Below are 25,190 nucleotides of genomic sequence, written 5' to 3'. Positions count from 1 at the left end.
CGACCGGAACGGTCAGCCGTAGACGCGCAGCACCCAGGCTCCGCCGATGCGGTCGCAGTCGAAGGACGACCACCGCGAGCCGCGGTAACGCGAACCGACGCTCCACGCCTCGTGGTAGCTGTGGAAGCGTCCGTGGGTCCGCCAGTGGTGGTGGCCGCGGCGTCCTTCCCAGTGACGTCCTTCCCAGTGGCGCTTGCCCCAGTGGTGGCGCTTGCCCCAGTGGTGGCGCTTGCCCCAGTGGTGACGCTTGCCCCAGTGGTGGCGCTTGCCCCAGTGACGGCGCTCGCCCCAGCGGCCGTCTCGGCCCCGGTCGTCGTCCCAGCTGGTGACGGCGGCGCCCGGAGCGCCCGCGTTGACCGTCGTCGCCGTGCTGCCGACAGTGGCGGCCTTGGCCGCCGGTGCGGACGCCAGCACCGCGCCGCCGGCCAGCGCCACACCGGCGATCGCCGTCATGATGCGCTTGCTGCTGTCTCGCATGCCCTACCTCCCTATGAGTCCCGCGTGTTGGGCCCTGCGAACTCAACCAGAATGGACGAAATAGGGCAAACAGCTCAGAGGTGTTGAGTGTCGGCGGCGCGGCGCAGGTCTCTTATGGAGTGTCGATATCGGGCGGTCTTACGCGCGTTCCGGGGGTCCGTGCACGTGCAGCTGCTCATTCCGGTAGGGTCTGCTCGGCCGCGGTGGCCCCGGCTGGCATATAACCCGACCGGGATGGCGCTCGACGTGAGTACGTCGCTCTATGGCTATTGGGTTAAGTCGAGATTTCGGCAGGTGGCGGGCTCGATGTTCGCCGCCGGTAACTCACTGGAGTTGTTTCCGAAAGTGCGCAGCGGCGAGAGTTCTACCGGGTGTTCAACAACAAGTACGCAGTTCGCACTGTTCTTGGTTGCGTTGAGTGAGGGCCGAAATACGCTCCGGAAGCATCGACCCAACGCATTAATCGACATTACTTATTGGTAAGTTATGGCGCTCCAGATTCGGGCAAACACGCCAAAACACGCCACCATTTATTTGCGGACGGTGCAGATCGCCCTGTGATTCTTGTGGTTAACGGTGTGCATCTTGCCATCGGGTTTATCGAAGAACTAGCTTCGTATGGCGCTGGTTTTCTGGCTCGTGCGGAGGCGACCGGTGCCGAGACTGGTCGCAGGGTCCACATGCAGGCGATGTTGGTGAAGGAAGAGCGATGACTTCTCCCGGGTCCGGATCCCGGTTACGGTCCGCCCCATTGCGGGTGTTTGCGCCCCTAGCGCTGCAGATCATTACGGTTATCGCCGTAATAGCGATGTTCGCGCTGGTGTGGGGACCGCGCTCTGACGACAGTGATCTGCACGGACGCGAACAGGGCGGCGTGGAGTACGTCGCGGCCCTGAACAAACTGCTGCCGGTCCTGGTGGACGCCCAGTCGACCGCGGTACAGGGCAACCCGGTCGCCAAGGACAGTTTCAAAGAGCCACTCGATGCGGTCGCCGCGGTCGACGAGAAGTTCGGCTCGGACTTCGGGACCTCCAACCGCTGGTCGGGGCTCCGGGCGCGGATCGAGACCCTGCCGGAGCAGGGCGGCGAAGGGCTCGGCGCGTTCAAGAACTTCGGCGAGGCCACCGACCTCCTCCTCGCGCTCTACCAGCAGGTGGCTCAGGCCTCCGGTCTGCGGAACGACGGCGACGGCGTCATCAGCTACCTGCAGGACGCGGCGCTCGAAGAGATCCCTGCGGCGATCGTCTGGTCGGGCCGGTACCAGGACCAGGTGGTCATCACCAGCGCGCTGACCCCGCCCGACCGGAACGCACCGCAGGAGACCTACAACTCGCAGGCAGCCCAGATCAGCGCCGCCTTCACCGAGCTCGCGGTGAGTCGGCAGGTCGCCTCCGAGGCCGGCGGGGACGTAGCGTCGGACATGGCCGCCGCGGTGGACAACTCCGGTAGCGGCACGTTCAGCACCACCCTGCTCCAGAGCCTGGACGAGTTCCAGCGGGGTATCGAGGCGCTCGCCCCGCCGGGCGAGGTCGGCCTCTCGACGATCCCGCGGGTCGCGGACGTGGCCAAGCAGCGGGCCGCCGCGCAGAAGGCCGCAGTCGAGCTGGACCCGCTGCTCCTCGACGAGCTCAGCTCACAGATCGACGACCGGAAAGGCAGTGCGGACACCGGGCGCGTCATGGCGATCGCGCTGCTGGCGATCGCGATACTCGCCACGGTGGCGAGCCTCCTCTTCCTCCTCGTCTCGGCTCGCCGTTCGCGGTCCGAGACGGTCGAGGCGCCCCCGGCGTACGAGCACGGCAACCTCGACTACTCGGGCTACCCGGGCGGCTCGCAGCCGCCGGGTGGCAGCCACTCGATGGGTGCCGACCCGTACCGGGACGCTGGACGCGACGCGAGGCGGGAGCGGGTCGGTGTTCCTCGATAGGCTCCGGATCAGCGGAAAGCTGGTCCTCCTGGCGATCATCCCGCTGCTGGCCGTGTCGCTGCTCGCGGTGTCGGTCATCGTCGGCCGAGTCTCGTCCGCGGACAAGGCCAACGACATCTCCCGCGACATCGGCATCGCCGGTGACGTCGCGACCCTCGTCCGGGAACTCCAGGCAGAGCGGTTGCTGACGATCGGCTTCCTCGCCGGTGAGTTCGCCAGCAGGTCCGAGGTGCTCCAGCAGGAAGCGATCGTCGACGACCGGCTCGCGGTGGTTCAGGATCGGATCGACGAGGAGTCGCCGCCGACGCTGAAAGCCGCAGTGAAGAAGCTCGACGAGCTGAAGGACCTACGGACCGAGTCGCTGGCGCGCAACTTCCCGCAGACCGTCGTCGCCGAGCAGCTGACCGACCTGATCAACGGCTTGATCGACGGCCTCCAGCTGCACCGCACCGCGGACGCGACGACGTCGATCGGCCGACAGATCCTGGCCATGGACGCCGCCCTGCACCTGGGGGAAGCGAACTCGCTGAACCTCGCGACGCTCACCCTGCTCCTGGCCACGCCCAACGACACGCTGCTGAGCCAGTACGTCAACGGGTTGGGTATCTCGCAAGAACTGGGCCTCCAGTACTTCCGGTACGCGAACTCCAGCCAGGACGCGCTGTACCAGTTGCTCGTGGAGGCGAACGCCGCGCGAACGTCTCCGCAGCTGGCCTCCCTGGGTAACCAGGTGAGCCTGAACACCGTCCAGAGCCTGCCGCTCGGGACCTACTTCCCGCGGTTCCAGTCGTTCCTCGGCCAGACGCAGTACCTCGAGACCAAGCTGGTGGCGGACATCACCGCGGCCGCGAACGACCAGAGGCGGAACGCAGCCGCGACCGCGGCCGGTATCGGTCTCGGCCTCGTGCTGATCCTGCTGTTCGTGGCGGCCCTCACCGTCCTCGTCGGACGTCGGGTCTCGCAGCCGCTGGTCGCCCTGGCATCGTCGGCGAACCGCATCGCCACCGCAGTCGAGAGCGAGCTCACCCGGGTCGCCGACGACGAGTCCGAGGTCTTCGAGCCGGTCCGCCTCGACACGGTCGACACGACCGGTCGCGACGAGATCGGCGAGCTGGCCCGAGCGTTCGAGCAGGTGCAGGACACCGCGGCCCGACTGGTCGAACGTCAGATCATCAGCCGGCGCAACGTCGCGACGATGTTCGGCCACATCGGACGTCGTACGCAGAACCTGATCGGTCGTCAGCTCTCGATGATCGACCGGCTGGAGCGTCAGGAGACGAACTCCGACCGGCTGAGCAGCCTGTACCAGCTGGACCACCTCTCCAGCCGCCTCAACCGGAACGCGGGATCCCTGGTCGTTCTCTCCGGCTCGATCGCAACCGAGCAGGGTGGCGGTAGCCCGCTGGCACTCGCCGACCTCGCCCGGCTGGCGCTGGGTGAGATCGAGGACTACACCCGGGTCGACATCGACGTGCCCGAGGACATCGTCGTGCAGCCGTCGGTGGTCTCCGACCTCACGCTGATCTTCGCCGAGCTGATGGAGAACGCGGCGGCGTACTCGCCTCCGCACACGCGGGTGACGGTGAGTGCCGAGGCGACCGGGGCCGGTGCCCAGGTGCTGATCGTCGACCAGGGCATCGGTATGTCGGCGGAGCGGCTCGCGGAAGAGAACGCGCGGCTCGCCCGCCGTGAGCGCCTCGACCTCGCTCCGACCGAGGTGCTCGGTCTGTTCGTGACCGGTCGTCTGGCACGTCGTCACGGGATCGGCGTCGCGCTGGTGCCGACGCCCGGCGGCGGTGTCACCGCGGTGCTGGCGATGAACGAGCAGCACCTGGTTCCGTCGGTGTACCAGGGCATCGCGGCGGTGGAGGACCCGCGGCCCGCGCTTCCCGCCGGGCCGACGATGCAGCAGCCCGACGTGTTGCGGGTTCCGAATACCGCCATGTCGCCTGCGGGGGCGTCTCCGGCACGGGAGCAGGTCGCACCCAACCCCGCCGCGGCCCCGATGCACGAGCCGTCGTACCACGAGCCGTACCGGGAGCCCGCGCACGAGCCGGTGTCCACGAGGCTGCCGGTCGTGGCTTCGACCGCGATCTTCGACAACGTGGCGCTCGAGCGGGCGACGCGCGCGATCTCGGCCGGACCCTGGAACGCGTTCTCGGGCTCCGGGGCCCAGGTTCCGGCTCAGCGCGAGTCGGTAGAGGCCGAGCCGGTCGTGGCGAGCAGCGCGCTCTACCGCAGTGAGTCGGCGCCGGGGCAGTCCGCTCCGGGCGGTGCCGACGTCTCCTGGTGGGACTCGCCCGTCGGTCAGCCGCCGTCCGAGCCCGCGGCCCCGGCCGCGTTCCGGTCGCTGCCGCCCGCCGCGACGCCGCCTGCGGCACCACCGGTCGCTGCGGCCCCGGTCGCGCCGGCTCCGCCGATGGCTGCGCCGATCCCGCAGCCGGTCCAGCCGGCCGCACCGCAGACGCCGAGCGTCCGGACAGCCCCGTCGGTGGCGACGCCATCTTCGGGCCGTCCAGCCGGACCCGGTGATTCGGCGCCTCGCCTGCAGCGACGCGTGCCAGGAGCGCAGCTCCCGGCCGGTATCGCCAGCAAGCGGAGCAAGCAGGCCGAGCCGACGGCGCTGGGCGACGCCGGCGATCCGGCGGCGGCACGGGCGCTGATCGAGGAGTTCGAGGCCGGTGTGCGGAACGCGCAGCGGACCGCGGACACCGGCGCGATCCCGCAGCTGTCCACGCCTGGCGGTGGCTCGGGCAGCAATGGCGGCTCGGGCAGCACTGGCGGACGGCCCAGCGGGCCGCCCCCGCATACGGAGCGCTCCACGTCGCCGTGGAACGAGCCGACAGCACCACAGCAGTCGCCGTGGAACGAGACAGCGTCGTCGGCATCCCAGCCGTCGCCCTGGAACGAACCGACGGCACCGCAGCCGTCACCGTGGAACGAACCGACGGCACCGCAGCAGTCACCCTGGAACACGCCGGCGGCCGCACCGGCCGCACGGCAGGCGCCGTCCGCGGCGCCGGTCTCTCCGCCGGTCCTGCCTTCCCGGCCGGCGCCGGCCGCTTCGCCGCAGCCGCAGCCGCAGCCGGGACAGCGGACCCCGGGCGGCCTGGTGCGGCGGGTACCCGGTGCGACGTTGAAGAGCTTCACCAGCGGCCGAGCTGGCGCCTCGGTCACAGCGACTCCGGTGGCGGACCCCGACGCTGCCCGGGCGCTGATCGAGCAGATCGAAGCAGGCGTGTCCCGCGCTCTCAACAGGGTCGTCGTCGACGGCCATCAGCACGAAGGATCACCACGATGAACAGCTCCTACCGACCCAACGGCGGCGACCTGGCGACCGCCGGCCTCAGCGCCGAGGCACAGACCTTCAACTGGTTGCTGGACTCGTTCTGCACCGGCACCGCAGGTGTCGTGGAAGCCGTGGCGGTGTCGGCCGACGGTCTCCTGATGGCGAAGTCCGCCACCTCCGACCACGCGAACGCCGACCGGCTCGCTGCGGTCATCTCGGGCATGACGAGTCTCGCGGCGGGGGTGGCGGACACCTACACGCTGGGCGGTCTGAACAAGGTCATCGTGGACCTGACCGGCGGTTACCTGCTGGCGACTGCGATCAGCCGAGGCTCGGTGCTCGGCGTCATCGCGGACCGCTCGGCGAACCTGGGCACCGTCGCCTACGAGATGACGCTCTTCGCGAGCCGCGCCGGAGCGGTGCTGACGCCGCAGCTCATCGTCGAGTTGAAGAATTCCGTACAGTCATGAGGATCCTGGGCGGATCCGACTCAGAGGAACCGGCCTCCATCCGGCCGTATCTGAAGGCCTCGCCGTCGTTCTCCACCCCCGGGGACAGCGGCAACAAGGCCAGCACCGTCGGGTCCGAGGCGTCCGGACAACTGCGCCCGTTCGTCCTCACCTCCGGTCGAGTCACCGCCGATCCCGAGATCGGGCTGGAGACTCAGGTGACGGCCGCAACCCGTGGTGGACGAGTGCCGACGTCCCGGCTTTCGCCGGAACTCCGAGCCATCGTGACCCTCTGTGCCCAGCCCATCTCCGTCGCCGAGATTTCGGCACGACTCAAGCTTCACCTCGGCGTGGTCAAGATTCTGGTCGGTGACTTGCGAGCCACCGGTTACCTCGACGTCCACAACCACGACGTGAGCTCTCCCAACTCCCCCGAACTCATCCTGCGAGTGATCCGTGGACTCAGCGCCATCGTCTGACCGCACCGCATCGGCACCCGGCTCCAAGCCACCACTCCCGGTAAAGATCGTCATCGCCGGTGGCTTCGGGGTCGGGAAGACGACGACGGTCGGAGCGATCTCCGACATCGCCCCGCTCACCACCGAGGCCGAAATGACCGAGGTGGCGGTCGGGATCGACATCCCTGGCCAGCATTCGACCAAGACCACGACGACGGTGGCGATGGACTTCGGTTCGGTCGCGATCGACGCCGGAGTCAAGCTGTACCTGTTCGGTACCCCCGGTCAGGCTCGGTTCGGCTTCATGTGGGACGACCTCGCGCGTGGAGCACTCGGCGCGCTCGTCGTCGTGGACAGCTCGCGGCTGGACGACTGCTACCCGGCGGTCGACTACTTCGAGCACACCGGCATTCCGTTCATCGTCGGCGTCAATGCCTTCGACGGTCTGCTCGCCCAGGACCTCGCCGCGGTCCGGTGGGCGCTCGCGATCGACGACCAAGTGCCGGTCGTCGCGTTCGACGCGCGCGACCGCCGGTCGGTGCGGGACACCCTGCTCGTCCTGCTCAATCGGGCGCTGCACAAGGCGATCGGCGAGCAGGTCGCCGCGACCTGACGGGGGAGCGGCCCGGGCGTGAAGCTCGGGCCGCCGTCCGTCTACGTCCGGCGCGTATCAGGCGACCCTCGCGGTCGCCTGAATACGCATGTGACAAAGGCCCCGCCGATGGCGGGGCCTTTGCTGTGTCTCTCAACGACCGGGGCCGTCAACGCCGAAGTCCGCGCGTCGCCATGCCGGGGAGACGACGCGCGGACGGTCCGCGGGGCGGCACGGGCTGGAGGGTCCGGGCGCCTCCAACCCGCACCAGCCACGACCGACGGCGTGCACAGTGGACGCCGTCGGAGCTGTGGGGCGAGTGGACTAAGCGGTGGCCGGCGAAGCGCCGGAATCATCGCCGCCGAAAAGCTGGTCGAAATAATCGGCCTGCCGCTGATGCCAGGCAGCCAACCCGCGTAAGCGAGCGGCGTGCGCGCGATCAGTGCAGAGCCGGGCCGAGAGCTCGACCTTCCACGCTGCCTCTCTGTGTGCGCAGCCGCGAGCGGACTCGGTCCGGACCGGCTGTGGAGCAGGGGACACGATCTACCTCCCATCACCCGAGCTGTCACGATTCGACTACCGAGCACAGTCGCGCACGTGCGTTATCCTCCTGCATCAGGCCGTGCATGTGCAAGAGCGTCTGCACGTGCAGATGGCCTATTTTGATGGGCGGCACCGACCGACGGAACGGGGCGTCGTACCGCCGATCGTGCACCGGCGGCCGAGAACGTTCCGCCGGCGATCCGAGAAGAGGCGCAACATGCACCACCCGTACAACGGCATTCCGGCTGGTCAGCTAGGCCAGGTGGCGTGGCTGAAGAGTAGCCACAGCAATCCGAACGGCAACTGCGTGGAGATCGCCTGGTTGCCCGACGGGCAGTTCGCTGTTCGGAACTCCCGTCATCCCGAGGGACCGGCCCTCATCTATACCCGCGACGAGATCGCAGCTCTCATCGCCGGTGCACGTAGCGGGGACTTCGACCATTTCGTCGGTTGACCGGCGCCTGGCCAAGAGAGGATTCCGAGTCTCGTCATCGCCATGGCACCGTCGAGTGGGGCGACGTCATGGCGACCCGGACCGGGCCGGGAAGTCGTCAGTAGTTCAGTAGTGCAGTAGCTCTGTGCGGAGCGCGGTCGGGCGCGCTCCGCAACCGGGACCGCCCGCCCGACGAACTTCAGCGAAGCGGCGGCGGCGCGAAATCCCGCCGAACTTCCAGGAAACGCTCGCGGCTGCGGTCCGGTGAATCCGCCTCGACCGCGAGGCGTTCCATCGACTCCAGATAGGTGTCGACGTCCTCACGCTTCTCCAGATAGAGCGCGCTGGTCAGCTGTTCGATGTAGACGATGTCGGGCAGCGTCTGGTCGGGGAAGCGGAGCAGTGAGAACGCCCCACCGGCCGCAGCGTGACCGCCGTACCCGAACGGAATGACCTGCAGCGTGATGTTCGGCCGCTCGGCCAGCTTCGCGAGGTGCTCCAGCTGCTCCCGCATGATCTCGCGGCCGCCGATCGGCCGACGGAGCACGGCTTCGTCGATGATGGCCCAGAAGCGCGGGGGGTTGGCGCGGTTGAGCAGCTTCTGCCGCTCCATCCGCAACTGGACGCGCCGGTCGACCTCGGCCTTGGGCGCGCTGCCGTTGCCCAGCAACACGACCGCGCGGGCGTAGTCCTCCGTCTGGAGCAGGCCCGGGATGAACTGGACCTCGTAGGTTCGGATCAGCGACGCCGCCGCCTCGAGGCCGACGTAGGCCTGGAACCAGTTGGGCAGGATGTCGCTGTACTTGTGCCACCAGCCCGGCTGGTTCGCCTCCCGCGCCAGCGAGAGCAGCGCGTCGCGCTCGGTGCCGTCGGTGACGCCGTAGAGGGTCAGGAGGTCGGAGACGTCGCGCTCCTTGAAGCCGACGCGGCCGAGCTCCATCCGGCTGATCTTCGACTCGGAGGCGCGGATCGCGTAGCCGGCGTCCTCGCGCGTGACGTTGCGGTCCTCGCGCAATCTCCGCAGCTGAGAACCGAGCAGAATGCGCAGGACGGTGGGGCCAGCGCCGGGCTCAGCCGTGATCACCGTATCCGCCCCTACTCCGCCTAGCGTGCCTGTGCGGGGCGTGACTACCCCGGCGTTGTTGCTCCTGTTCATTCTTGGTCACTAATGACGGACAGCCGACGAGCGACCGGAGGAGCGGTCCGTACGTGCCCGGGCACACCGCACTCCGCCGCTCGACCACGGTGACCGCGCGGTGACTGAACGAAGGATGGCACGTCCGAGGCGTGCGCGCGTGCAATGGACGCACCTTGCCGTGGACGTTGGCGAGGTTTTCGCTGCGCAAGTCGGGGGCTTCCCGGACGAGCCGCCACGAACCGTCAGGGCCGGGCGAGGCACTCGACGGATCGGCCGACGCGCGGGACGTCGCGTCCACTCGTCGCCTCCCGCTCCGTCGTCCTCGGCATCGTTCTGCGTCCACATGCAGCGCACGGATCGTAGTGGAGGGAAAGCACCCTGCTCCAGTGGGCGGGCCGTTGCAGATCGGAGTAATCCGCCGCCCGTTGTCACGCTGCGGCTCTGACCAGCGCGGAATGGCGGGGAGTGGGTTTGGTGCGAGATTCGCCATACCCGCCGGTAGTAACAATTCCGCGGTCGCATCTGGACGGCGGTCGGCACGCGCGCTGGTGAGACGTGATATCGCATGGCGATACGGAGTTACCTGAGCTTCGTAGCTCGGACTTCTGGCGGAAACACGGTTCCCGCAGTGTCGTAGGCGACTTCGCTTGTCCCACCGCATGAAGGAGCCGAGCGTGACGCTGCAGGCGCGCGAAGGTCGCATCCCCGGCGACCACTACCTCGAGACGACGCCGGAGACCGCCCTCTGGGGCTTCCTGCCCAACCGCAGCAGCAGGCCCGCGCTGAGCGTCGAGAGCGGCGCGGTCGTCACCATCGACACCCTCAGCCACGAGGGCATCCTGGAGGACCAGGGCCGTGATCCGGTCACCTACCTCGCCGGGTTCGGGGTGAAGGCCGACGACGTCCTCGAGGACTCCCGCCTGTTCGCCGCGTCCGACCTCGCGCACGACTTCGACGACGGTCCGCACGTGGTCACCGGACCGATCGCGGTCGCCGGCGCCGAGCCCGGCGACTTACTCCGGGTCGACGTCCTCGAACTCGCGATCCGCGTCCCCTACGGATTCATCAGCAACCGGCACGGCTACGGCGCGCTGCCCGGCGAGTTCCCGGAGGGATCGCTGCGCCGCGAGGACGCCAACCTCCTGGACCCGGCGAGCTACGGCAGCAACATCCACTTCACCGACGTCACCGAGTCCGGTGGTGCGCTCTACGGCAACCTGCGCTTCGGGGAAGGGCGCCGTGTCCGCTTCCCGCTGCGGCCGTTCCTCGGCCTGATGGGGGTCGCGGTCGACACCGACGAGCCGGTGCCCTCGGTTCCGCCCGGTGACCACGGCGGCAACATGGACGTCAACGAGCTGCAGGCCGGCTCGTCGCTCTACCTCCCGGTGCAGACGGTCGGCGCGCTGTTCTACGCCGGCGACCCGCACTACGCGCAGGGCGACGGCGAGGTGGCGCTGACGGCGCTGGAGGCCCCGCTGCGCGCGACGCTCCGGCTGAGCGTCCTCAAAGACGCCGAGGCGCGGGCCGCCGTCGGCTTGGTGAACGCCCCGTTCGTCGAGACCGACACGCACTGGATCCCGGTCGGCATGGACCCCGACCTGAACGAGGCCATGCGGAAGGCCGTCCGCCGGGCGGTCTCGTTCCTCGAGCTCACCCAGGGCATGCCGCGGGCGACCGCGCTGGCCTACCTGAGCGCGGCGGGCGACTTCGAGGTCAGTCAGGTCGTCGACGCGGTCAAGGGTGTGCACTGCCTGATCCGGAAGGCGGACTTCGGCGCCTGAGCGCCCAGAGCCGATTTGGGTGTGCGAGTGGACACGGTGAGCAACGGTACGGGCCGGTAACTACAGTGCCGGAGTGGCCCGGTGACCGGGAGGTATGGTTCCCGCCATGGAGGGCGGCCGGGTCCGACGGGACCCGCACGGCGAGGCCAGGGCGCACGGAATCCCTGCTCCGATGACGGCACGTCCGATCGCGCCCCGCTCGGCTCCGCCGGGCCCGGTATCGCCGGCCGCCACGCCGGAGGAGTTCGAGCGCGAGCTGAACCGGCTGACGCTCGGTGGCGAGGGCTGGGCCGCGATCCTGCGCCGGCTGGCCGCGCACACCGGCCACACCGCCTGGCTGTTCGACGTCCACGGCGAGCTGCTCGCGAGCTCTGCCGCGCCCGCCGGTGACCCGCCGAGTGTCCGTGCCTCCGATGTCGCCCAGGTATTCGGTGCCGAGCGTCCGGTACCGCTGACGATGTCCGACGGCCGTCCGGTCCGCGCCGCGTCGGTCCGCGCCGATCGCCGCCGCTTCGGCATCGTGCTGCTCGCCGAGCCGGTGCCGCCGGCTGTCGTCCCATACCTCCTGGCGGCCACCACCGCGCTCGCGATCGAGGCGGTCCGCCGGGACGCGGCGGCGGACGCCGGTACCGCCGCGGGCGCCGACCTCGTCGACGAGCTGCGCTGCGGCAGCCTGCGCCCGCCGGACGATCTGACCCGGGCAGCGGCCCGGTTCGGGATGCGTCTGGACGCCCCGCACGCCGGCGCGGTCTTCGAGTACGACGGGCCGCATCTGCGCGCCTGGGCCACCGCACTGCCGCGTGCCGGCGCCACCGCTCTGCACCAGGGACGCCGAGCCTGGGCCGTCGTGCCGGGCGGGGACGGCCACGAGCTCGACCGGCTGCGGGAGCGGGCGCAGGCCATCGTCGGCGAGGGGGTGGTGCGGGCCGCGTCCGGCCCGGTGGTCACCGGAGCCGATCGCACCGCGCACTCGTTCCGGGAGGCCGAGGTACTGCTCGCGCTGCTGCTGCGCCGGGGTGAGGCGGTGGTGCTGCCCTACGCGTCGCTCGGGCTGGCCCAGCTCCTCGTCACCGTGCCGCCGGAGCGCCTGCGCGAGTTCGTCGAACGCCATCTCGGACCACTGCTGCCCCGCGAGGACCTGGTTCGGACGCTGCGGGCCTGGCTGGCGTCGAGCGGTAGCCGGACCGCGGTCGCGGACGCGCTGCACCTGCACCGGAATTCGGTCGGCTACCGGGTCGGCCAGATCAAGGCGCTGCTCGGCGTCGATCCGCTCGATCCGGAGGCGATCGTGCTGCTCCAGGCCGCGCTGACCGCCCAAGAATTGTTGCTGGCGCTGGACGAGCACGACCCGGTGGTGGGCGGCTGGGCGTCCGACCGTCCCGGCGCGCGCAAGACGCCGTGACCGCATCGAGGTGATCGTCTACCGCGACCCCAACCGCCAATTTCCGCGTGTGATTAATGTGCTCTCTGAGGTGGCTGACTCGTCGTCGAGTTCGATCTCGTTCGCAGCGATCAGCAAAGGCGTGCAATAACCCCCGGAAGGACTCCAATGAGACTGTCCACCCGAACAGTGCGTATCGCGGTGGCCGCGGTCTGCCTCGCGCTCATCGTCACGTCGTGCTCGGAAGACAGCATCGAGTACGCGGACGTGTCGGTCGCCGCGACCGGCAGCTCCGGCAACGCGGACATCAACGGTGACGGCAAGGTCGTCATCTCGGTGTTGAGCCCCGGCGACCTCGACGACAACGGGTACTACGAGAGCTTCATCGCGAAGGCGGCGGCGTTCGCGGCGCGGCAGGGCTGGACGATCGAGCGGCACGGCGACATCAAGGCGGACAACGCGCTCGCGGCCGCGAAGAAGGCGTGCGCCGAGGACAAGCCCGACCTGGTCGCGATGGGCGCGGCCGAGCTCGCCGCCGCGATTCCGGCGTCCAAGGACCCGGCGTGCGGCAAGGCGTACTGGTACGTGCCGGCCGGCGACGGCATCACCCAGCAGCCGCAGATCGCGATCTCCAAGGACTTCATCAACGAGGGTCTGCTCGCGGCCGGGTACGCGAACGGCCTGCTGATGGAGTCGAGGGGCTACGACAAGGCCGGTTTCATCACCGGCCCCAAGGAGTACGGGTTCACGGTCGGTGCGGCCAAGGCGTACATCGCGGGCATCCGGCGCGTGCTCCCGAACGCCGACCTCGACGTTGCCTTCCTCGCGACCTTCGACGACAGCAAGACGGCCGCGGCGGCCGCGCAAAAGCAGATCAACGAGGGCCTCAAGGTCATCTACCCGTACCTGGGTGGTGCGACCGACGCGGTGGCCGAGCTCGGCAACAAGCACGACGTGCTGCTCTCGACGCCGGGCACCAACCGCTGCGACTCCGTCGCTCCGACGTTCGACGTGTCGGTGATCTTCGACCCGGGGGAGTACTTCGCGGCGGCGCTCGAGGACTTCTCCCAGGGCGAGCTGAAGATGGGCCAGGAGCGCCAGTGGCACCTGGGTAAGGACACGGTCCCGACCGTGCGTCTGTGCAACGCCACCGACGCCCAGAACGCCCTGGTCGCGCAGTTCATCGCGGACGTCGGTAGCGGCGCGATCAACCCGGACCGTGAGGTGGAACGGTTGGGCACGATCGACCTCGAGAGCTGATCGGGCGGGGGACGCGGTGGGTCCGGTGGAGTTCAGCGGCCGGACCCGCCGCGTCCTCGGCGTGTCGGGGTATCGGCACAGAACCGTGTGCGGGCCGACGGATGGTCACTCGCGCCGTCGGCTCGCGCAATGCGCCCTGAGCACATCGTTGCGGCGCGGTGTTCGTGCTCAGAGCCCGCCGCTCGAAAAGTCTGGGTTACCGGCCCGCGAGATGGCGTTGACTCGTTGACACGGCCTTCGTTCGGGAGGCATCGTTCCGGACATCGCTGTTATGCAATGTGAATCGCCGCCTCGCAATGTGAGATGGCACAGGACGGACACGACAGGGAGGGACGCGATGCGGGCGATGGTGCAGACCGCCTTCGGCGGCCCCGAGGTCGTGGCGGCACAGGACGTGCCGAGGCCCACGATCGCGGCGGACGAAGCACTCATCCAGGTCGCCGCGTGCGCCGTCAACCGGATGGACCTCCTGCAGCGCAGCGGACCGGCGCTGCTACCCGGCTTCACGCTGCCGCACATCGGCGGCATGGACGTCGCCGGCACCGTCGTCGAGGTCGGAGCGGACGTCCCTGACCTGGCCGTGGGAGCCCGGGTGGTCATCGATCCCACGCTGGGCTGCGGCGACTGCACGTACTGCCAGGTGGGCGACTCCGGCTACTGCGGCGGAGTGACGGTGACCGGTGGGAACCGCCCCGGCGGATTCGCCGAGTACGTGGCGGTGAAGGCCGTCCAGGTCCACGCCGTGCCCGACGAGGCCGCGCTGACCACCGCCGCGGCGTTGCCGTCGTCCTGGGCCACCGCCTACCACGCGCTGTTCCCGGTCGGCCGGCTCACCGCGGGCGAGACGATCCTGATCCAGGCCGCCGCGTCCGCGGTCAGCGTCGCGGCTGTGCAACTGGCTCTCGAGACCGGCGCGCGGGTCGTTGCGGTGGCCGGCAGTGAGGCCAAGCTGGACGCGGTGCGCGCGCTCGGCGTCGAGCACTGCGTGCCGCTCGACGCCGACCCGGTCGCCTACGTCCGTGACCTCACCGACGGCCGGGGCGCAGAGATCGCCCTGGACCACGTCGGTCCCGCCACCTGGCCGGTGTCGCTGGGCGCGCTCGGCGTCCGCGGCCGGCTGGTGTTCATGGGGCAGACCAGCGGCGATCAGGTGAGCTTCGGTCTCGCCGGTGCCTACCACCGGGAGATCGCGCTGCTCGGGTCCGGCGCCTACACCCCGGACGACTTCCACCGGGCGCTGAAGACGTTCTGGTCGGGCGACCTCTCTGCTCCGATCGCCGCGGAGCTGCCGCTCGAGGCCCTGCCGCAGGCGTTCGACGTGCTCACCGACCGGACGACGGTCGGCAAGGTCTTGGTCGCGCCATGAGCGACAGCCTGTTGGTGGTGGGCGGCGACGTCGTCACGATGGCGCCTGGGCGCGAGGTGTTGACCGGAGCCACGATCGCGGTCGTCGGCGGCCGGATCGCGGCGCTCGGCACCGCCGAGGAGATGCGCCTGCGCTACCCGGGTGCGGACGAGCTGGACGCCACCGGCTGCGTCGTCACGCCCGGCATGATCAACGCCCACCAGCACACCACCGCCGACCCGCTCACCCGCAGCGGCATCCCGGACGACATCGACAGCCAGCAGGCGATCTTCGAGTGGGCCGTGCCGCTGCACAGCGCCCACACCGGCGGCGACGACGAGATCTCCGCGATGCTCACCGCCGCCGAGTCGCTGCGCCGGGGCGTCACGACGCTGATCGAGCCGGGTACGGTCGCGCACCCGCTCCGGGTGGCCGCGGGCCTGAAGAGGACCGGCATCCGGGCTCGGCTGAACGGCTGGGGTTGGGACGCCGAGGGGCTGCCGTTCTCCGCCCCCGCCGACGAGGTGCTGGCCCGCCAGGAAGAGCTGGTTCGTGCGCTGGGCACCACCGACCGGGTCAGCGCCTGGATCACGCTGCTCGGCCACGACCTCGTCTCGGACGCGCTGTTCCAGGGCGCCGCCGCGCTCGCCGAGCGGCTCGACACCCGGATGACCTGGCACATCTCGCCTGGGCAGAACGACATCCCTGGCTATGCGCAGCGCTCCGGCAACCGGCCCGTCGTCCACCTGCAGAAGCTCGGTGTTCTCGGCCCCCGCCTGCTGCTCGGCCACGCCGTCTGGCTGGACGACGACGAGGTCGACGCGATCCTGGAGACCGACACCGCGGTCGCGTCCAGCCCGGGTGCCTACCTGCGGCTGGGGCAGGGCTTCACCCGGGCCGCCCGGCACGTCGAGCTGATTCGCCGCGGTGGCCGGGTCGCGCTCGGCTGCGACTCGCACAACGCGGGCGACGTCCCCGACATCCTCCGGGCCGCGATGCTGTTCACCGGCCTCTCCCTCGACCGCGGTGACGCCGAGCCGGTGCACGCGCACGAGGCGCTCGCGCTCGCCACGATCGACGGCGCCCGCGCGATCGGCCTCGGCGACGAGATCGGCTCGATCGAGATCGGCAAGGCCGCCGACCTGGTCGTGTTCGACACGACCGATCCGGTCTGGACACCCCGCGGCGACGAGGCGCTCCAGCTCGTCTGGGGCATGCCGAGCCACACCGTGCGGGACGTTCTGGTGGACGGGGAGATCGTCGTCCGGGACCAGCAGTTGCAGCTCGTCGACTACGACGACCTGCGCCAGTGCGCCGCCGAGAACTCGCACCACTTGCTCCGGCGGACCGGGATCACCCCGTTCCGCCGCTGGCCGCGGATCGCCGCGGCCGAGCTCGAGCTCGCTCCGGGAGGGCCGGCCGCGCCCGGAGTAACTGTCGAGCACCGTGCCGCCGGGCAGACCGGAGGTAGCGCATGCCCGTGATCGACCTGGCCGGCCGGACGCCCGCACAGAAGCAGGGTCTGCTGTCCCAGCTCGTCGTGCCGCGACCGATCGCGATGATCACGACCACCGACGTCGACGGGAACCTCAACGTCGCGCCGTTCAGTTACTTCATGCCGGTGTGCGGCGAGCCCCCGACGGTCGCCGTCACGATCGGGACGGTCCGCGAGGCGACGTCGGAGCCCAAGGACACCTGGGTCAACGTCCAGCGCACCGGCGAGTTCGTCATCAATATCACCAGCACGGCGCTCGCCGACCACATCGAGACCGCCGCCAAAGAGTTTCCGGCCGGCGTGAACGAAGCCGAGCTGATCGGGTGGGAGACCGTCCCGTCGCAAGTGGTCGCCCCACCGTCGCTCGTGGTGAGCCCTGCCCACATGGAATGCCGCGTGGTCGACGTTATCGACCGCGGCGACCCCACATCCTGCTTCTCCGGCGTCCATATCGTTCTCGCCGAGGTCGTCTGCATCGTGGTGGACGATGCCATCCTGGCCGGTCCAGATCGGATCGACCCCACTAAGGTCGCTCCGGTCGGCCGGATGGGCTTCCCCTGGTTCGTCGCAGCCGCCGGTGAGGCTCTCTTCGAACAGGAACGCATCGCTTATTCGGTCTGATCCGTCATCGCTGCCGGTCCAATCCCCCGAACCGACCAGCAAGGCTCCACGCTCCTCGGAAGGACTTCAATGAGACTGAACACTCGAGCGGTACGTGTCGCGGCCGCCGCGGCATGCGTCGCAGTCTCGCTCGCGGCCTGTACCAGCCCGAGCGACGACACTGCCGAGACCACCAGCTCGTCGTCCGCGGGCTCCGCGGCCGGGCCCGACGTCAACGGCGACGGCAAGGTCATCGTCGGTGTGCTCAGCCCTGGTGACCTGAACGACAACGGCTACTACGAGAGCTTCGTGGCCAAGGCCGAGGAGTTCGCCAAGTCGAAGGACTGGCAGGTCATCAAGGTCGGCTCGGTCAACCCGGCCGACGCCCTCAACCAGGCCAGGAACCTGTGCCGCCAGAAGGTCGACCTGGTGGCCCTGGGTGCGGCCGAGCTCAAGGACGCCATCCCGGCTTCCGAGGAGTCGGTCTGCGCCAAGTCCTCGTGGTACGTGCCGTCGTCGGCGGACATCAAGCAGACGCCGAAGATCACGATCTCGCGTGACTTCATCAACGAGGTCATCTACGCGACCGGGTACGCCAACGGTCTGCTGATGAAGGACAAGAAGATCAAGAAGGCAGGGTACGTCACCGGACCGGAGGCCGACTTCTCCGTGCAGGCGGCGAAGGCGTTCAAGGCCGGGATCCGCGAGGTCGTCCCGGACGCGACGCTGGTCACCACCTACACCGGCGACTTCAACGACTCCGGCAAGGCCAAGGAGGCCGCGCAGGCCCAGGTCAGCCAGGGCGTCGGGGCGCTGTACCCGTACCTGGGTGGCGCGACCGACGAGGTCGCGAAGTTCGGCAACACCAAGAACCTCATCCTCTCGACGCCGGGCACCGACCGGTGCGACTCGACGAGCCCGAAGTTCCAGGTCTCCTCGATCTTCGACCCGGGTGAGTACTTCGCCGCGGCCCTGCAGAAGTTCGCCGACGGCGAGCTGAAGATGGGCGTCGCTCGTGAGTGGCACCTCGGCAAGGACACGGTTCCGACCGTGAAGATCTGCGGAGGCACCGCCGAGCAGAACAAGGCCCTGGAGACGTTCATCAAGGACGTCGGCAGCGGCAAGATCAACGTCGACGCGCAGGTCGCGAAGCTCGGGGCCTGAGCATGACCGACGACCAGACGAAGAGCGTCCCGCCCGAGTTCACGCTCGAGGCGCCCGCGCTCGAGCTACGTGGCGTGACGAAGTGCTTCGGTCCGGTCGTCGCCTGTGACGCCGTGGATCTCGTCGTCCGAGACGGCGAGATCCACGGCCTCCTGGGAGAGAACGGCGCCGGCAAGTCGACGCTCATGAAGGTGCTGCTCGGCCTGGTACAGCGGGACGAGGGTGTCGTCCTGCGCCACGGCAAGCGAGTGGAGATCCCGACGCCGCAGGCCGCGGTCACCCTCGGCCTCGGCATGGTGCACCAACACTTCAGCCTGATCGAACCGCTGACGGTCTGGGAGAACGTCATCCTGGGCGAGCCAGGGCGGATCAAGCGGGACGAGGCCTGCGACCAGATCAAGGACGTGGGGGCCCGCTACGGCCTCCCGATCTCACCGGTCGCGCGGGTCGAGGACCTGTCCGCGGGTGAGCGTCAACGGGTCGAGATCATCAAGTGCCTCCGGCGTGACCCGGAGGTCCTGATCCTCGACGAGCCCACCTCGGTGCTCACGATGGCCGAGTCGCAGGAACTGTTCGAGGTGCTCCGCGACGTCGTCGCGAAGGAGAACCGCGCGGTCATCCTGATCAGCCACAAGCTGGCCGAGATCATGGCGGCTACCGACCAGGTGACGGTTCTGCGCAAGGGTTCGGTGGCGTTCCGCTGCCGGACCGCGACCACGAACCCCCGGGAACTCGCGAAGCAGATGGTCGGCCGCGAGGTGTCCCTGCACTCCGAGGGTGCGGCGCTCGGCCTCATCGCCGAGGACACGACGCCCGCCGACACGCAGGCCGACGCCGCTTCGCCGGCCGGTGCCGCTGCGAGCGACGACGCCGCAGAGGCGGGCGGGTCCGACTCGGACGCCCAGCCCGACTCGGACGCCCAGCCCGGCGCGAACGCCCAGCCCGGCGCTGCCGCGAAGCCGGCGGACAACCCCGCCCTGACGCTCGACGACGTCGTGGTCAAGGGCCCGGACGGTCGCACGCTGCTCGACAAGTTCGCGCTCACCGTCGCTCCCGGCGAGATCCTGGCTCTGTACGGGGTCGAGGGCAACGGCCAGGCGACGCTCGGCGACCTGATGTCCGGCCTGCTCGAACCGGCGTCCGGCACGATCAGCGTCAACGGCGCCCCGGTTCCGCTGAACAAGGTCGGCGCGCTGCACAAGGCGGGCGTCGGCGTCGTTCCGGAGGACCGGCACCGCTCGGGCGTCGTCCTGGACATGTCGGTGCTCGACAACCTGGTGATGACCGACCTCGGCCGCGTGAGCGGCCGCTTCCTGCTCAGGCGCCGGGAGGCCCGGAAGCTGGCGGCCCGGCTGATCGAGCAGTTCAACATCTCGACGCCGTCCATGGACACGCCCCTGCGCAACCTGTCCGGCGGCAACCAGCAGCGGGTCGTCCTGGCCCGCGAGCTGTCCACGGATCCCAGCGTGCTCGTCGCGGCGCAGCCCACCCACGGGCTCGACGTCGGCGCGATCGAAGACATGTACGAGCGGCTGCGCGCCGCCGCCGCCCGCGGAGTCGCCGTGCTGCTGATCACCACCGAGCTGGAGGAGGTGATGGCGCTCGCGTCCCGGGTCGCCGTGATCTCGTCCGGCCGGGTGAACGGCGTGCTCGACATCCACGAGGCGACCGCCGAGCGACTCGGCATGCTGGTCGGAGGCGAGGCGGCATGACCGGTAAACGATCTCTCCCCAACATCGCCGAGCTGATGCGGCCGAGCGATCGGGCCGTGCAGGTCAGCTTGATCACGGTCGCCGCCGTCGCGGTCGCCGTGCTCGCGTCGATGTTCCTCGTCGCCGCGACCGGCGGTTCTCCGGGTGACGCCGCCGAGGCGCTCTACACCGGCAGCATCGCCGACACCGCGGCCTGGAGCGAGACGCTGAAGGCGGCCACGCCGCTGCTGCTGGTGGCGCTCGGCGCGTGCATCAGCAACCGGGCGGGCGTCTTCAACATCGGGCAGGAAGGCCAACTGCTGCTCGGCGCCGGTGTCGCCGCGTACGTAGCGCTGCACCTCGCGCTGCCGGGCTTTCTGGTCATGATCCTGAGCCTGCTGGCGGGTGCCCTGGCCGGCGGTCTCTGGTCCGGCGCGAGCGCGGTGATGAACTACACCCGCAACGTCAACATCGTGGTCAGCACGCTGCTGATGTCGTTCCTCGCGATCCAGCTGGTCAGCTTCGCGGTCACCGTGCCGTGGCTCCTGCAGGCGCCGCGGGCGAGCGCGGACAGCATCGCCTCCTCGGAGTCGGCGCAGCTGCCGCCGGAGGTGCGGATCCCGGGCTTCGGCGAGTACCCGGCCCTGGAGATCGGCGGCGGGCTGATCGTCTCGATCGTATTGACGATCGTCCTCGGCGTGCTGCTCGCCCGTAGCCGCTGGGGCTTCCGGCTCAACATGCTCGGCCTCAACCCGCTGGCGGCACGGCACGCAGGCGTCCGGGCGTCTTGGCTGGGCGGGTCCGCGCTGGCGCTCTCCGGGGCGTTCGCCGGCCTGGCCGGCGCGGTCATCCTCTCCGGTCAGGTGTTCCGGCTCCAGCCCGCGCTCTCCAACAACTTCGGGTGGGACGGCCTGCTGGTCGCGCTGATCGCGCGGAGCCGCCCGATCGCGGCGGTCCCGGTCGCCCTGCTGTTCGGTGCGCTGCGCTCCGGGTCCAGCTTCCTGGCGTCGACCGGTGTGCCGAACTACCTGGTGGACATCGTCCAGGCGCTTCTGGTGCTCGCGTTCGTCGTGCCGCCGGTGCTGGCTCGGGTGCGGTCCCGCGGGCGGGCTGAGGCCGCGGCACCGCCGTCCGAGCCGGTGCCGGCCGCCACCACCGAGCCGGAGAAGGTGACCGCGTGATCGGGACCGACGAAATCACCACGATCGTCGCCAGCTCGCTCCGGCTGACCGCGCCGCTGGCGTTCGCCGCCTGCGGTGAGTACCTGGCCGAGCGCGCAGGCACGCAGAACATCTCGGTCGAGGGCATGATGCTCGGCGGCGCGTTCGGGTCGGTGGCGGTGGCCAGCACGACCGGGAGCGCGACCACCGGGCTCATCGCCGGCGCGATCGTCGGCCTGGTCGTCGGCTGGGTCCACGGCAACCTCTCGCACCGGATCCAGATCAACACGTTCGTCGTGGGCCTGGTGCTGAACGCGCTCGTCCTCGGCCTGACCAGCTTCCTGATCGCGATCTCGGAGTTCAACAGCAACCAGGTCGCGCAGCTGAGCATTCCGGGGTTGCGGGAGATCCCGATCCTCGGCCCGCTGTTCGAGCAACGCTGGCCGATGTACCTGCTCCTGCTGCTGGTTCCGCTGACCTGGTGGTTGGTGGAGCGGAGCCGCTGGGGCCTGAACCTGCGGGCGATCGCCGACAACCCGCAGGCCGCGGACGTCACCGGGCTCAAGGTGAAAAAGCTGCGGCGGCAGGCGCTGCTGTACTGCGGCGTCCTGTCCGGGCTCGGCGGGGCCTACCTGGCCACCGCGGAGGTCGGGTCGTTCAACATGAACATGACGGCCGGGCGTGGCTTCATCGTGATCGCGGCGGTCATCTTCGGGGCCTGGCGCCTCAAGGGGACGCTCATCGGGTGCCTCGTGTTCGGGTTCGCCGACGCGCTGCGGCTGGCGCTGCCGGCACTCGGATTCGAGCTGAACTCGCAGCTGCTGGTCGCGGCGCCGTACCTGATGGCGCTGCTCGCGATGATGCTGTTCGCGAGCAAGAACCGGGAGCCGCGCGCGCTCGGCAAGCCGTTCGTCCGCGGGATCACCTGAGATGCGCGCCACGGGGGGCCGCGCGACGAGGGGTTGGGGGCCGCGGGGGGCCGCACCGCGGCTCGGATTGGCGCTGTTCTGATGACCGGGCTCGACGCAGGGACGCGGGCGGCGGCGCGGGAGTTCGCGGAGCGACTGCACGCCGCCCCGATCCCGCGTGGCACGGAGCCCGCGGCGGTGTTCTCCGCCGCTCCGGCGTCCCCCGGCCGTCCGATGGCGGTCCGTGACCTCGCGAATCGGCTCGATCCCACGCTGCCCGCCCCTGCGGTGGTCCGGGAACGGGCGGTGGCGCCCGGGTCGGCCGTTGCTCCGATCGGCGCGTTGCCCGGCGTCCGCGAAGAGAACCTGCAGACGCTCTCGGGCGCGGCGGAAGCGCTGCGGCGGGGCGAGGTGTGCAGCGCCGAGCTGGTGGAGGCGGCGCTGGCGGCCGCCGACAAGGCCGACGCCGAGCTCGGCATCTTCCTGTCCCGCTTCGCCGACGCCGCCCGAGCCGCCGCGACGGAGACCGATCGTGCGCTGGCGGCGGGGGAGCCGGTGGGGCCGCTCGCCGGTATCCCACTGGGGATCAAGGATCTGCTGACGACGCAGGACGGCCCCACGACGGCGGGCAGCCTGGTCGCGCCGCCCGACGACCGGCAGGACGCCACCGCGGTGGCCCGGGTGCGTGCCGCCGGCGGCATCGTGGTCGGGAAGACCCTCACGTCGGAGTACGGTGTCGGCTCTCCGGACTTCGCCAAGCCGCTACCCGTCCCGCGCAACCCCTGGGACCCTGCGCGCTGGACCGGCGGTTCGAGCGCGGGGAACGCCGCCGGGCTGGTCGCCGGTGCGTTCCTCGGCGCCCTCGGCACCGACTCCGGCGGCAGCATCCGGATGCCGTCGGCGTTCTGCGGCGTCACCGGCCTCAAACCGACGTACGGGCGGGTCTCCCGCGCCGGTGGGTTGCCGATGGGCTGGTCCACCGACCACGTCGGGCCGATGGCCACCACCGTCCGGGACTGCGCGCTCCTGCTGGAGGTCGTCGCGGGCCTCGACCCCGCCGACCCGAGCACGTCGGACGCGTCCGTCCCCCGGTACACCGACGCGCTGACCGGTGACCTCTCCGGCGTCCGCATCGGCGTCGACCGGCTGGATCGGATCGCCGGTGGGGTGGCCGATCCGGCCCTCGGGTCGGTGTTCGGGGCCGCGCTCGACTCGCTCGGGGCCGCCGGAGCCGACCTGGTCGAGGTCGAGGTGCCGCTCTATCCGGAGATCGCCGCGGCCTCGATCGTGATCACGCTGAGCGAGGCGCTCGCGTACCACCGGGCCGACTTCGCCGCCCGGGCCGCGGACTTCTTCGCGAACACGCTGGCCACGATCGGGATCGCGGAAGCGTTCAGCGCGGCCGACTACGTGCAGGCCCAGCGCGTCCGGCGGGCCGGTCAGGACGCGGTGTCGGCCCTCTTCTCCGACGTCGACCTGGTGGTGACGCCGACCGCGGCGATCGCTGCCACGCCGTACGACCGGCTCGACCAGATGTTCTCGAGTGGAGAGTTCTTCGCCGTCTACGCGCCGTACTGGAACGTGGTCGGCAACCCGGCGTTGTCGGTGCCGATGGGGTTCACCGGGGCCGGCTTGCCGCTCGGCCTGCAGGTCGTCGGTGCGCCGTTCGACGAAGCCCTGGTACTGCGCGCGGGGGACGCGTTTGAGCGCCGTACCAGGTGGCACGTTCTCCGGCCGGACCATCTCAACCCGTGGGGGGCCACATGACCGTCGTAGTGGGCCTGCACCTGGGCAGTGACTCGGCGCGGGCGCTCGCGCTCGGCCCCGACGGGGCGATCGCCGCGCACGCGTACGCGCCCTACCCCGGGGCGGTCGGCTGGCCGGCGGGGTACGCGGATCCGGCCGGTTGGCTGTCCGGCGTCACCGCCGCACTGGAGGCGATCCTTGCCGACCTGCCTGCCGAGCGTCCGTGTGCGGCGATCAGCCTGGGTGGGCAGAGCCCGACGACCGTGCCGGCGAACGGCGGCCTGGCGGTGACCTACCGGCATCCGGCCGGCGCGACCGGGACGCCGGCCGAGCAGCACGAGGCCCAGCTGTCGGTGCTGAGGGAGGAATCCGGGGGAGACGTCGACCCGCTTCAGGTCTACGACTGGCTGAGCGTGCGGCTGGGCGCCGACGCGGTGCAGTCCCGCTGGCCGGGCGATCCCGAGCTGCCCGGGTACGGGCCGGTCGTTGCCACCGGATCGCTGATCGGCCACACCGACGGCAGCCACGGGCTCCCCGCCGGAATTCCGCTGGTGGCCGGTGCGCAAGACGCTTACCTGGCGTTCTGGGCCGGGGCCATGGACAGGCCGGGGCGCGGGATGGATCCGGGTGGCCGGACCGGTGGTCTCGCCGTGGTGGTCGCCGACGGGCTGCGGTTGCCGGGCATGTACGCGTTGACCAGCGCGGTGAGCGGCCTGGACATCCTCGGCGGGCCGGTGAGCGGCCACGGGCTGATGCTGGAGTGGCTCCGGACGATCACCGGGTGCGGTATCCCGGAGCTGATCGAGCTCGCGTCGACCGTGCCGCCCGGTGCGGACGGCGTCCTGGTGCTGCCGTACTTGGAGGGCGCGCGGGCGCCGCGGTGGAACCGGCAGCTGCGGGCCGAGATCGTGGGGCTGGGCTCGGACGCCGGGCGTCCGCAGCTGGCCCGGGCGGTGCTGGAGGCGACCGCGTACGGCCTGGCGCACGTCGCCGAAGGGCTCGCGGCCGGTGGGGTGGCGCTGACGACGCTGGTCGCGGCGGGGTCGCCGGCGCGGAGCCCGCTCTGGAACCTGATCAAGGCCTCGGTGCTGGAAGTGCCGGTCGAGGTGCCGGACGAGACCGATCTCGCGGCGTACGGGGCGGCGCTGTCGGCGGGGGCGGGTGCGGGCTGGTGGCCCGGCCCCGGGGTGAGCGCTACCCACGACTGGCCCCGCCCGGCGGTGACGATCGTCGACCCCGAGCCGCAGCCCGCGTACCGCGAGGGCTACCAGCGCTTCCTAGAACTAGGCGCGTCCAGCGAGTCCCGCAAGTAGCGCGCAGTTACGTCATATCCGCCTCCACGGGATCCGTGGA

At 70.3% G+C, this 25,190-nt stretch carries 20 protein-coding genes; 18 read left to right on the top strand and 2 right to left on the bottom strand.

All coding sequences use genetic code 11. The features are described 5' to 3' along the window. Positions 1-12: 12 nt before the first annotated feature. A complete protein-coding gene (locus tag ABEB28_RS25825) occupies positions 13-477 on the bottom strand; it encodes a hypothetical protein (RefSeq protein WP_345730794.1) in 465 nt (154 codons plus the stop codon). A 757-nt stretch (positions 478-1,234) separates the two neighbouring features. On the opposite strand from ABEB28_RS25825, the gene ABEB28_RS25820 reads away from it, so the two are divergent. The 6 genes from ABEB28_RS25820 (at position 1,235) to ABEB28_RS25795 (ending at position 8,189) form a co-directional block, all read left to right on the top strand. Next, positions 1,235-2,404: a hypothetical protein gene (locus tag ABEB28_RS25820; protein ID WP_345730793.1), complete on the top strand. Its 1,170-nt coding sequence runs from the start codon at positions 1,235-1,237 to the stop codon at positions 2,402-2,404. After that, the gene (locus ABEB28_RS25815) at positions 2,391-5,705 is read left to right on the top strand and encodes a sensor histidine kinase (RefSeq protein ID WP_345730792.1); all 3,315 of its coding nucleotides are present in this window, start codon (positions 2,391-2,393) and stop codon (positions 5,703-5,705) included. The genes ABEB28_RS25820 and ABEB28_RS25815 overlap by 14 nt, the downstream gene beginning before the upstream one ends. Further along, positions 5,702-6,163 carry a roadblock/LC7 domain-containing protein gene (locus ABEB28_RS25810; RefSeq protein ID WP_345730791.1) on the top strand — a complete coding sequence of 154 codons (462 nt, stop codon included), beginning with the start codon at positions 5,702-5,704 and terminating at the stop codon, positions 6,161-6,163. The genes ABEB28_RS25815 and ABEB28_RS25810 overlap by 4 nt, the downstream gene beginning before the upstream one ends. Continuing rightward, a complete protein-coding gene (locus ABEB28_RS25805; RefSeq protein ID WP_345730790.1) occupies positions 6,160-6,621 on the top strand; it encodes a DUF742 domain-containing protein in 462 nt (153 codons plus the stop codon). Before ABEB28_RS25810 ends, ABEB28_RS25805 begins: the two co-directional genes overlap by 4 nt. Continuing rightward, positions 6,599-7,213, top strand: a complete 615-nt coding sequence (locus ABEB28_RS25800) for a GTP-binding protein (RefSeq protein ID WP_345730789.1) — start codon at positions 6,599-6,601, stop codon at positions 7,211-7,213. The genes ABEB28_RS25805 and ABEB28_RS25800 overlap by 23 nt, the downstream gene beginning before the upstream one ends. A gap of 739 nt (positions 7,214-7,952) precedes the next feature. Then, positions 7,953-8,189: a DUF397 domain-containing protein gene (locus ABEB28_RS25795; protein WP_345730788.1), complete on the top strand. Its 237-nt coding sequence runs from the start codon at positions 7,953-7,955 to the stop codon at positions 8,187-8,189. 178 nt (positions 8,190-8,367) lie between these two features. On the opposite strand, the gene ABEB28_RS25790 is transcribed toward ABEB28_RS25795, so the two are convergent. After that, entirely contained in the window at positions 8,368-9,252 is an 885-nt protein-coding gene (locus ABEB28_RS25790) for a helix-turn-helix domain-containing protein (protein WP_345730787.1), read from the bottom strand. A gap of 728 nt (positions 9,253-9,980) precedes the next feature. Between ABEB28_RS25790 and ABEB28_RS25785 the strand changes: the two genes are divergently transcribed. The 12 genes from ABEB28_RS25785 (at position 9,981) to ABEB28_RS25730 (ending at position 25,150) form a co-directional block, all read left to right on the top strand. After that, positions 9,981-11,087: an acetamidase/formamidase family protein gene (locus ABEB28_RS25785; RefSeq protein ID WP_345730786.1), complete on the top strand. Its 1,107-nt coding sequence runs from the start codon at positions 9,981-9,983 to the stop codon at positions 11,085-11,087. Between the two features lie 172 nt (positions 11,088-11,259). Continuing rightward, positions 11,260-12,489 carry a PucR family transcriptional regulator gene (locus ABEB28_RS25780; RefSeq protein ID WP_345730785.1) on the top strand — a complete coding sequence of 410 codons (1,230 nt, stop codon included), beginning with the start codon at positions 11,260-11,262 and terminating at the stop codon, positions 12,487-12,489. Between the two features lie 147 nt (positions 12,490-12,636). Further along, complete coding sequence (locus tag ABEB28_RS25775; protein ID WP_345730784.1) at positions 12,637-13,728, top strand: BMP family ABC transporter substrate-binding protein; 1,092 nt, start codon at positions 12,637-12,639, stop codon at positions 13,726-13,728. 337 nt (positions 13,729-14,065) lie between these two features. After that, positions 14,066-15,094, top strand: a complete 1,029-nt coding sequence (locus ABEB28_RS25770; protein ID WP_345730783.1) for an alcohol dehydrogenase catalytic domain-containing protein — start codon at positions 14,066-14,068, stop codon at positions 15,092-15,094. Continuing rightward, entirely contained in the window at positions 15,091-16,557 is a 1,467-nt protein-coding gene (locus ABEB28_RS25765; protein ID WP_345730782.1) for an amidohydrolase family protein, read from the top strand. The genes ABEB28_RS25770 and ABEB28_RS25765 overlap by 4 nt, the downstream gene beginning before the upstream one ends. Then, entirely contained in the window at positions 16,548-17,189 is a 642-nt protein-coding gene (locus ABEB28_RS25760) for a flavin reductase family protein (RefSeq protein ID WP_345730781.1), read from the top strand. The genes ABEB28_RS25765 and ABEB28_RS25760 overlap by 10 nt, the downstream gene beginning before the upstream one ends. A 69-nt stretch (positions 17,190-17,258) precedes the next feature. After that, the gene (locus ABEB28_RS25755) at positions 17,259-18,332 is read left to right on the top strand and encodes a BMP family ABC transporter substrate-binding protein (RefSeq protein WP_345730780.1); all 1,074 of its coding nucleotides are present in this window, start codon (positions 17,259-17,261) and stop codon (positions 18,330-18,332) included. A 2-nt stretch (positions 18,333-18,334) separates the two neighbouring features. Beyond that, positions 18,335-20,044 (top strand): ABC transporter ATP-binding protein, encoded by a 1,710-nt coding sequence (locus ABEB28_RS25750; protein WP_345730779.1) that lies wholly within the window; start codon positions 18,335-18,337, stop codon positions 20,042-20,044. Then, positions 20,041-21,204, top strand: coding sequence for an ABC transporter permease (locus tag ABEB28_RS25745; protein ID WP_345730778.1), 1,164 nt, complete (start codon positions 20,041-20,043; stop codon positions 21,202-21,204). Before ABEB28_RS25750 ends, ABEB28_RS25745 begins: the two co-directional genes overlap by 4 nt. Beyond that, a complete protein-coding gene (locus tag ABEB28_RS25740; protein WP_345730777.1) occupies positions 21,201-22,112 on the top strand; it encodes an ABC transporter permease in 912 nt (303 codons plus the stop codon). The genes ABEB28_RS25745 and ABEB28_RS25740 overlap by 4 nt, the downstream gene beginning before the upstream one ends. Before the next feature lie 81 nt (positions 22,113-22,193). Continuing rightward, a complete protein-coding gene (locus tag ABEB28_RS25735; protein WP_345730776.1) occupies positions 22,194-23,858 on the top strand; it encodes an amidase in 1,665 nt (554 codons plus the stop codon). Next, positions 23,855-25,150, top strand: a complete 1,296-nt coding sequence (locus ABEB28_RS25730) for an FGGY-family carbohydrate kinase (protein WP_345730775.1) — start codon at positions 23,855-23,857, stop codon at positions 25,148-25,150. The genes ABEB28_RS25735 and ABEB28_RS25730 overlap by 4 nt, the downstream gene beginning before the upstream one ends. Positions 25,151-25,190: the final 40 nt, after the last annotated feature.

Origin of the sequence: Cryptosporangium minutisporangium (genome assembly GCF_039536245.1) — a bacterium.
GTDB classification, from domain to species: domain Bacteria; phylum Actinomycetota; class Actinomycetes; order Mycobacteriales; family Cryptosporangiaceae; genus Cryptosporangium; species Cryptosporangium minutisporangium.
This window is presented reverse-complemented; position numbering and strand designations above follow the sequence as displayed.

Coding starts and splice junctions, on each gene's coding strand:
- ABEB28_RS25825 (WP_345730794.1), bottom strand. CDS start 477: ATGCGAGACAGCAGCAAGCGCATCATGACGGCGATCGCCGGTGTGGCG.
- ABEB28_RS25735 (WP_345730776.1), top strand. CDS start 22,194: ATGACCGGGCTCGACGCAGGGACGCGGGCGGCGGCGCGGGAGTTCGCG.
- ABEB28_RS25810 (WP_345730791.1), top strand. CDS start 5,702: ATGAACAGCTCCTACCGACCCAACGGCGGCGACCTGGCGACCGCCGGC.
- ABEB28_RS25755 (WP_345730780.1), top strand. CDS start 17,259: ATGAGACTGAACACTCGAGCGGTACGTGTCGCGGCCGCCGCGGCATGC.
- ABEB28_RS25780 (WP_345730785.1), top strand. CDS start 11,260: ATGACGGCACGTCCGATCGCGCCCCGCTCGGCTCCGCCGGGCCCGGTA.
- ABEB28_RS25745 (WP_345730778.1), top strand. CDS start 20,041: ATGACCGGTAAACGATCTCTCCCCAACATCGCCGAGCTGATGCGGCCG.
- ABEB28_RS25775 (WP_345730784.1), top strand. CDS start 12,637: ATGAGACTGTCCACCCGAACAGTGCGTATCGCGGTGGCCGCGGTCTGC.
- ABEB28_RS25795 (WP_345730788.1), top strand. CDS start 7,953: ATGCACCACCCGTACAACGGCATTCCGGCTGGTCAGCTAGGCCAGGTG.
- ABEB28_RS25760 (WP_345730781.1), top strand. CDS start 16,548: ATGCCCGTGATCGACCTGGCCGGCCGGACGCCCGCACAGAAGCAGGGT.
- ABEB28_RS25730 (WP_345730775.1), top strand. CDS start 23,855: ATGACCGTCGTAGTGGGCCTGCACCTGGGCAGTGACTCGGCGCGGGCG.
- ABEB28_RS25765 (WP_345730782.1), top strand. CDS start 15,091: ATGAGCGACAGCCTGTTGGTGGTGGGCGGCGACGTCGTCACGATGGCG.
- ABEB28_RS25770 (WP_345730783.1), top strand. CDS start 14,066: ATGCGGGCGATGGTGCAGACCGCCTTCGGCGGCCCCGAGGTCGTGGCG.
- ABEB28_RS25805 (WP_345730790.1), top strand. CDS start 6,160: ATGAGGATCCTGGGCGGATCCGACTCAGAGGAACCGGCCTCCATCCGG.
- ABEB28_RS25750 (WP_345730779.1), top strand. CDS start 18,335: ATGACCGACGACCAGACGAAGAGCGTCCCGCCCGAGTTCACGCTCGAG.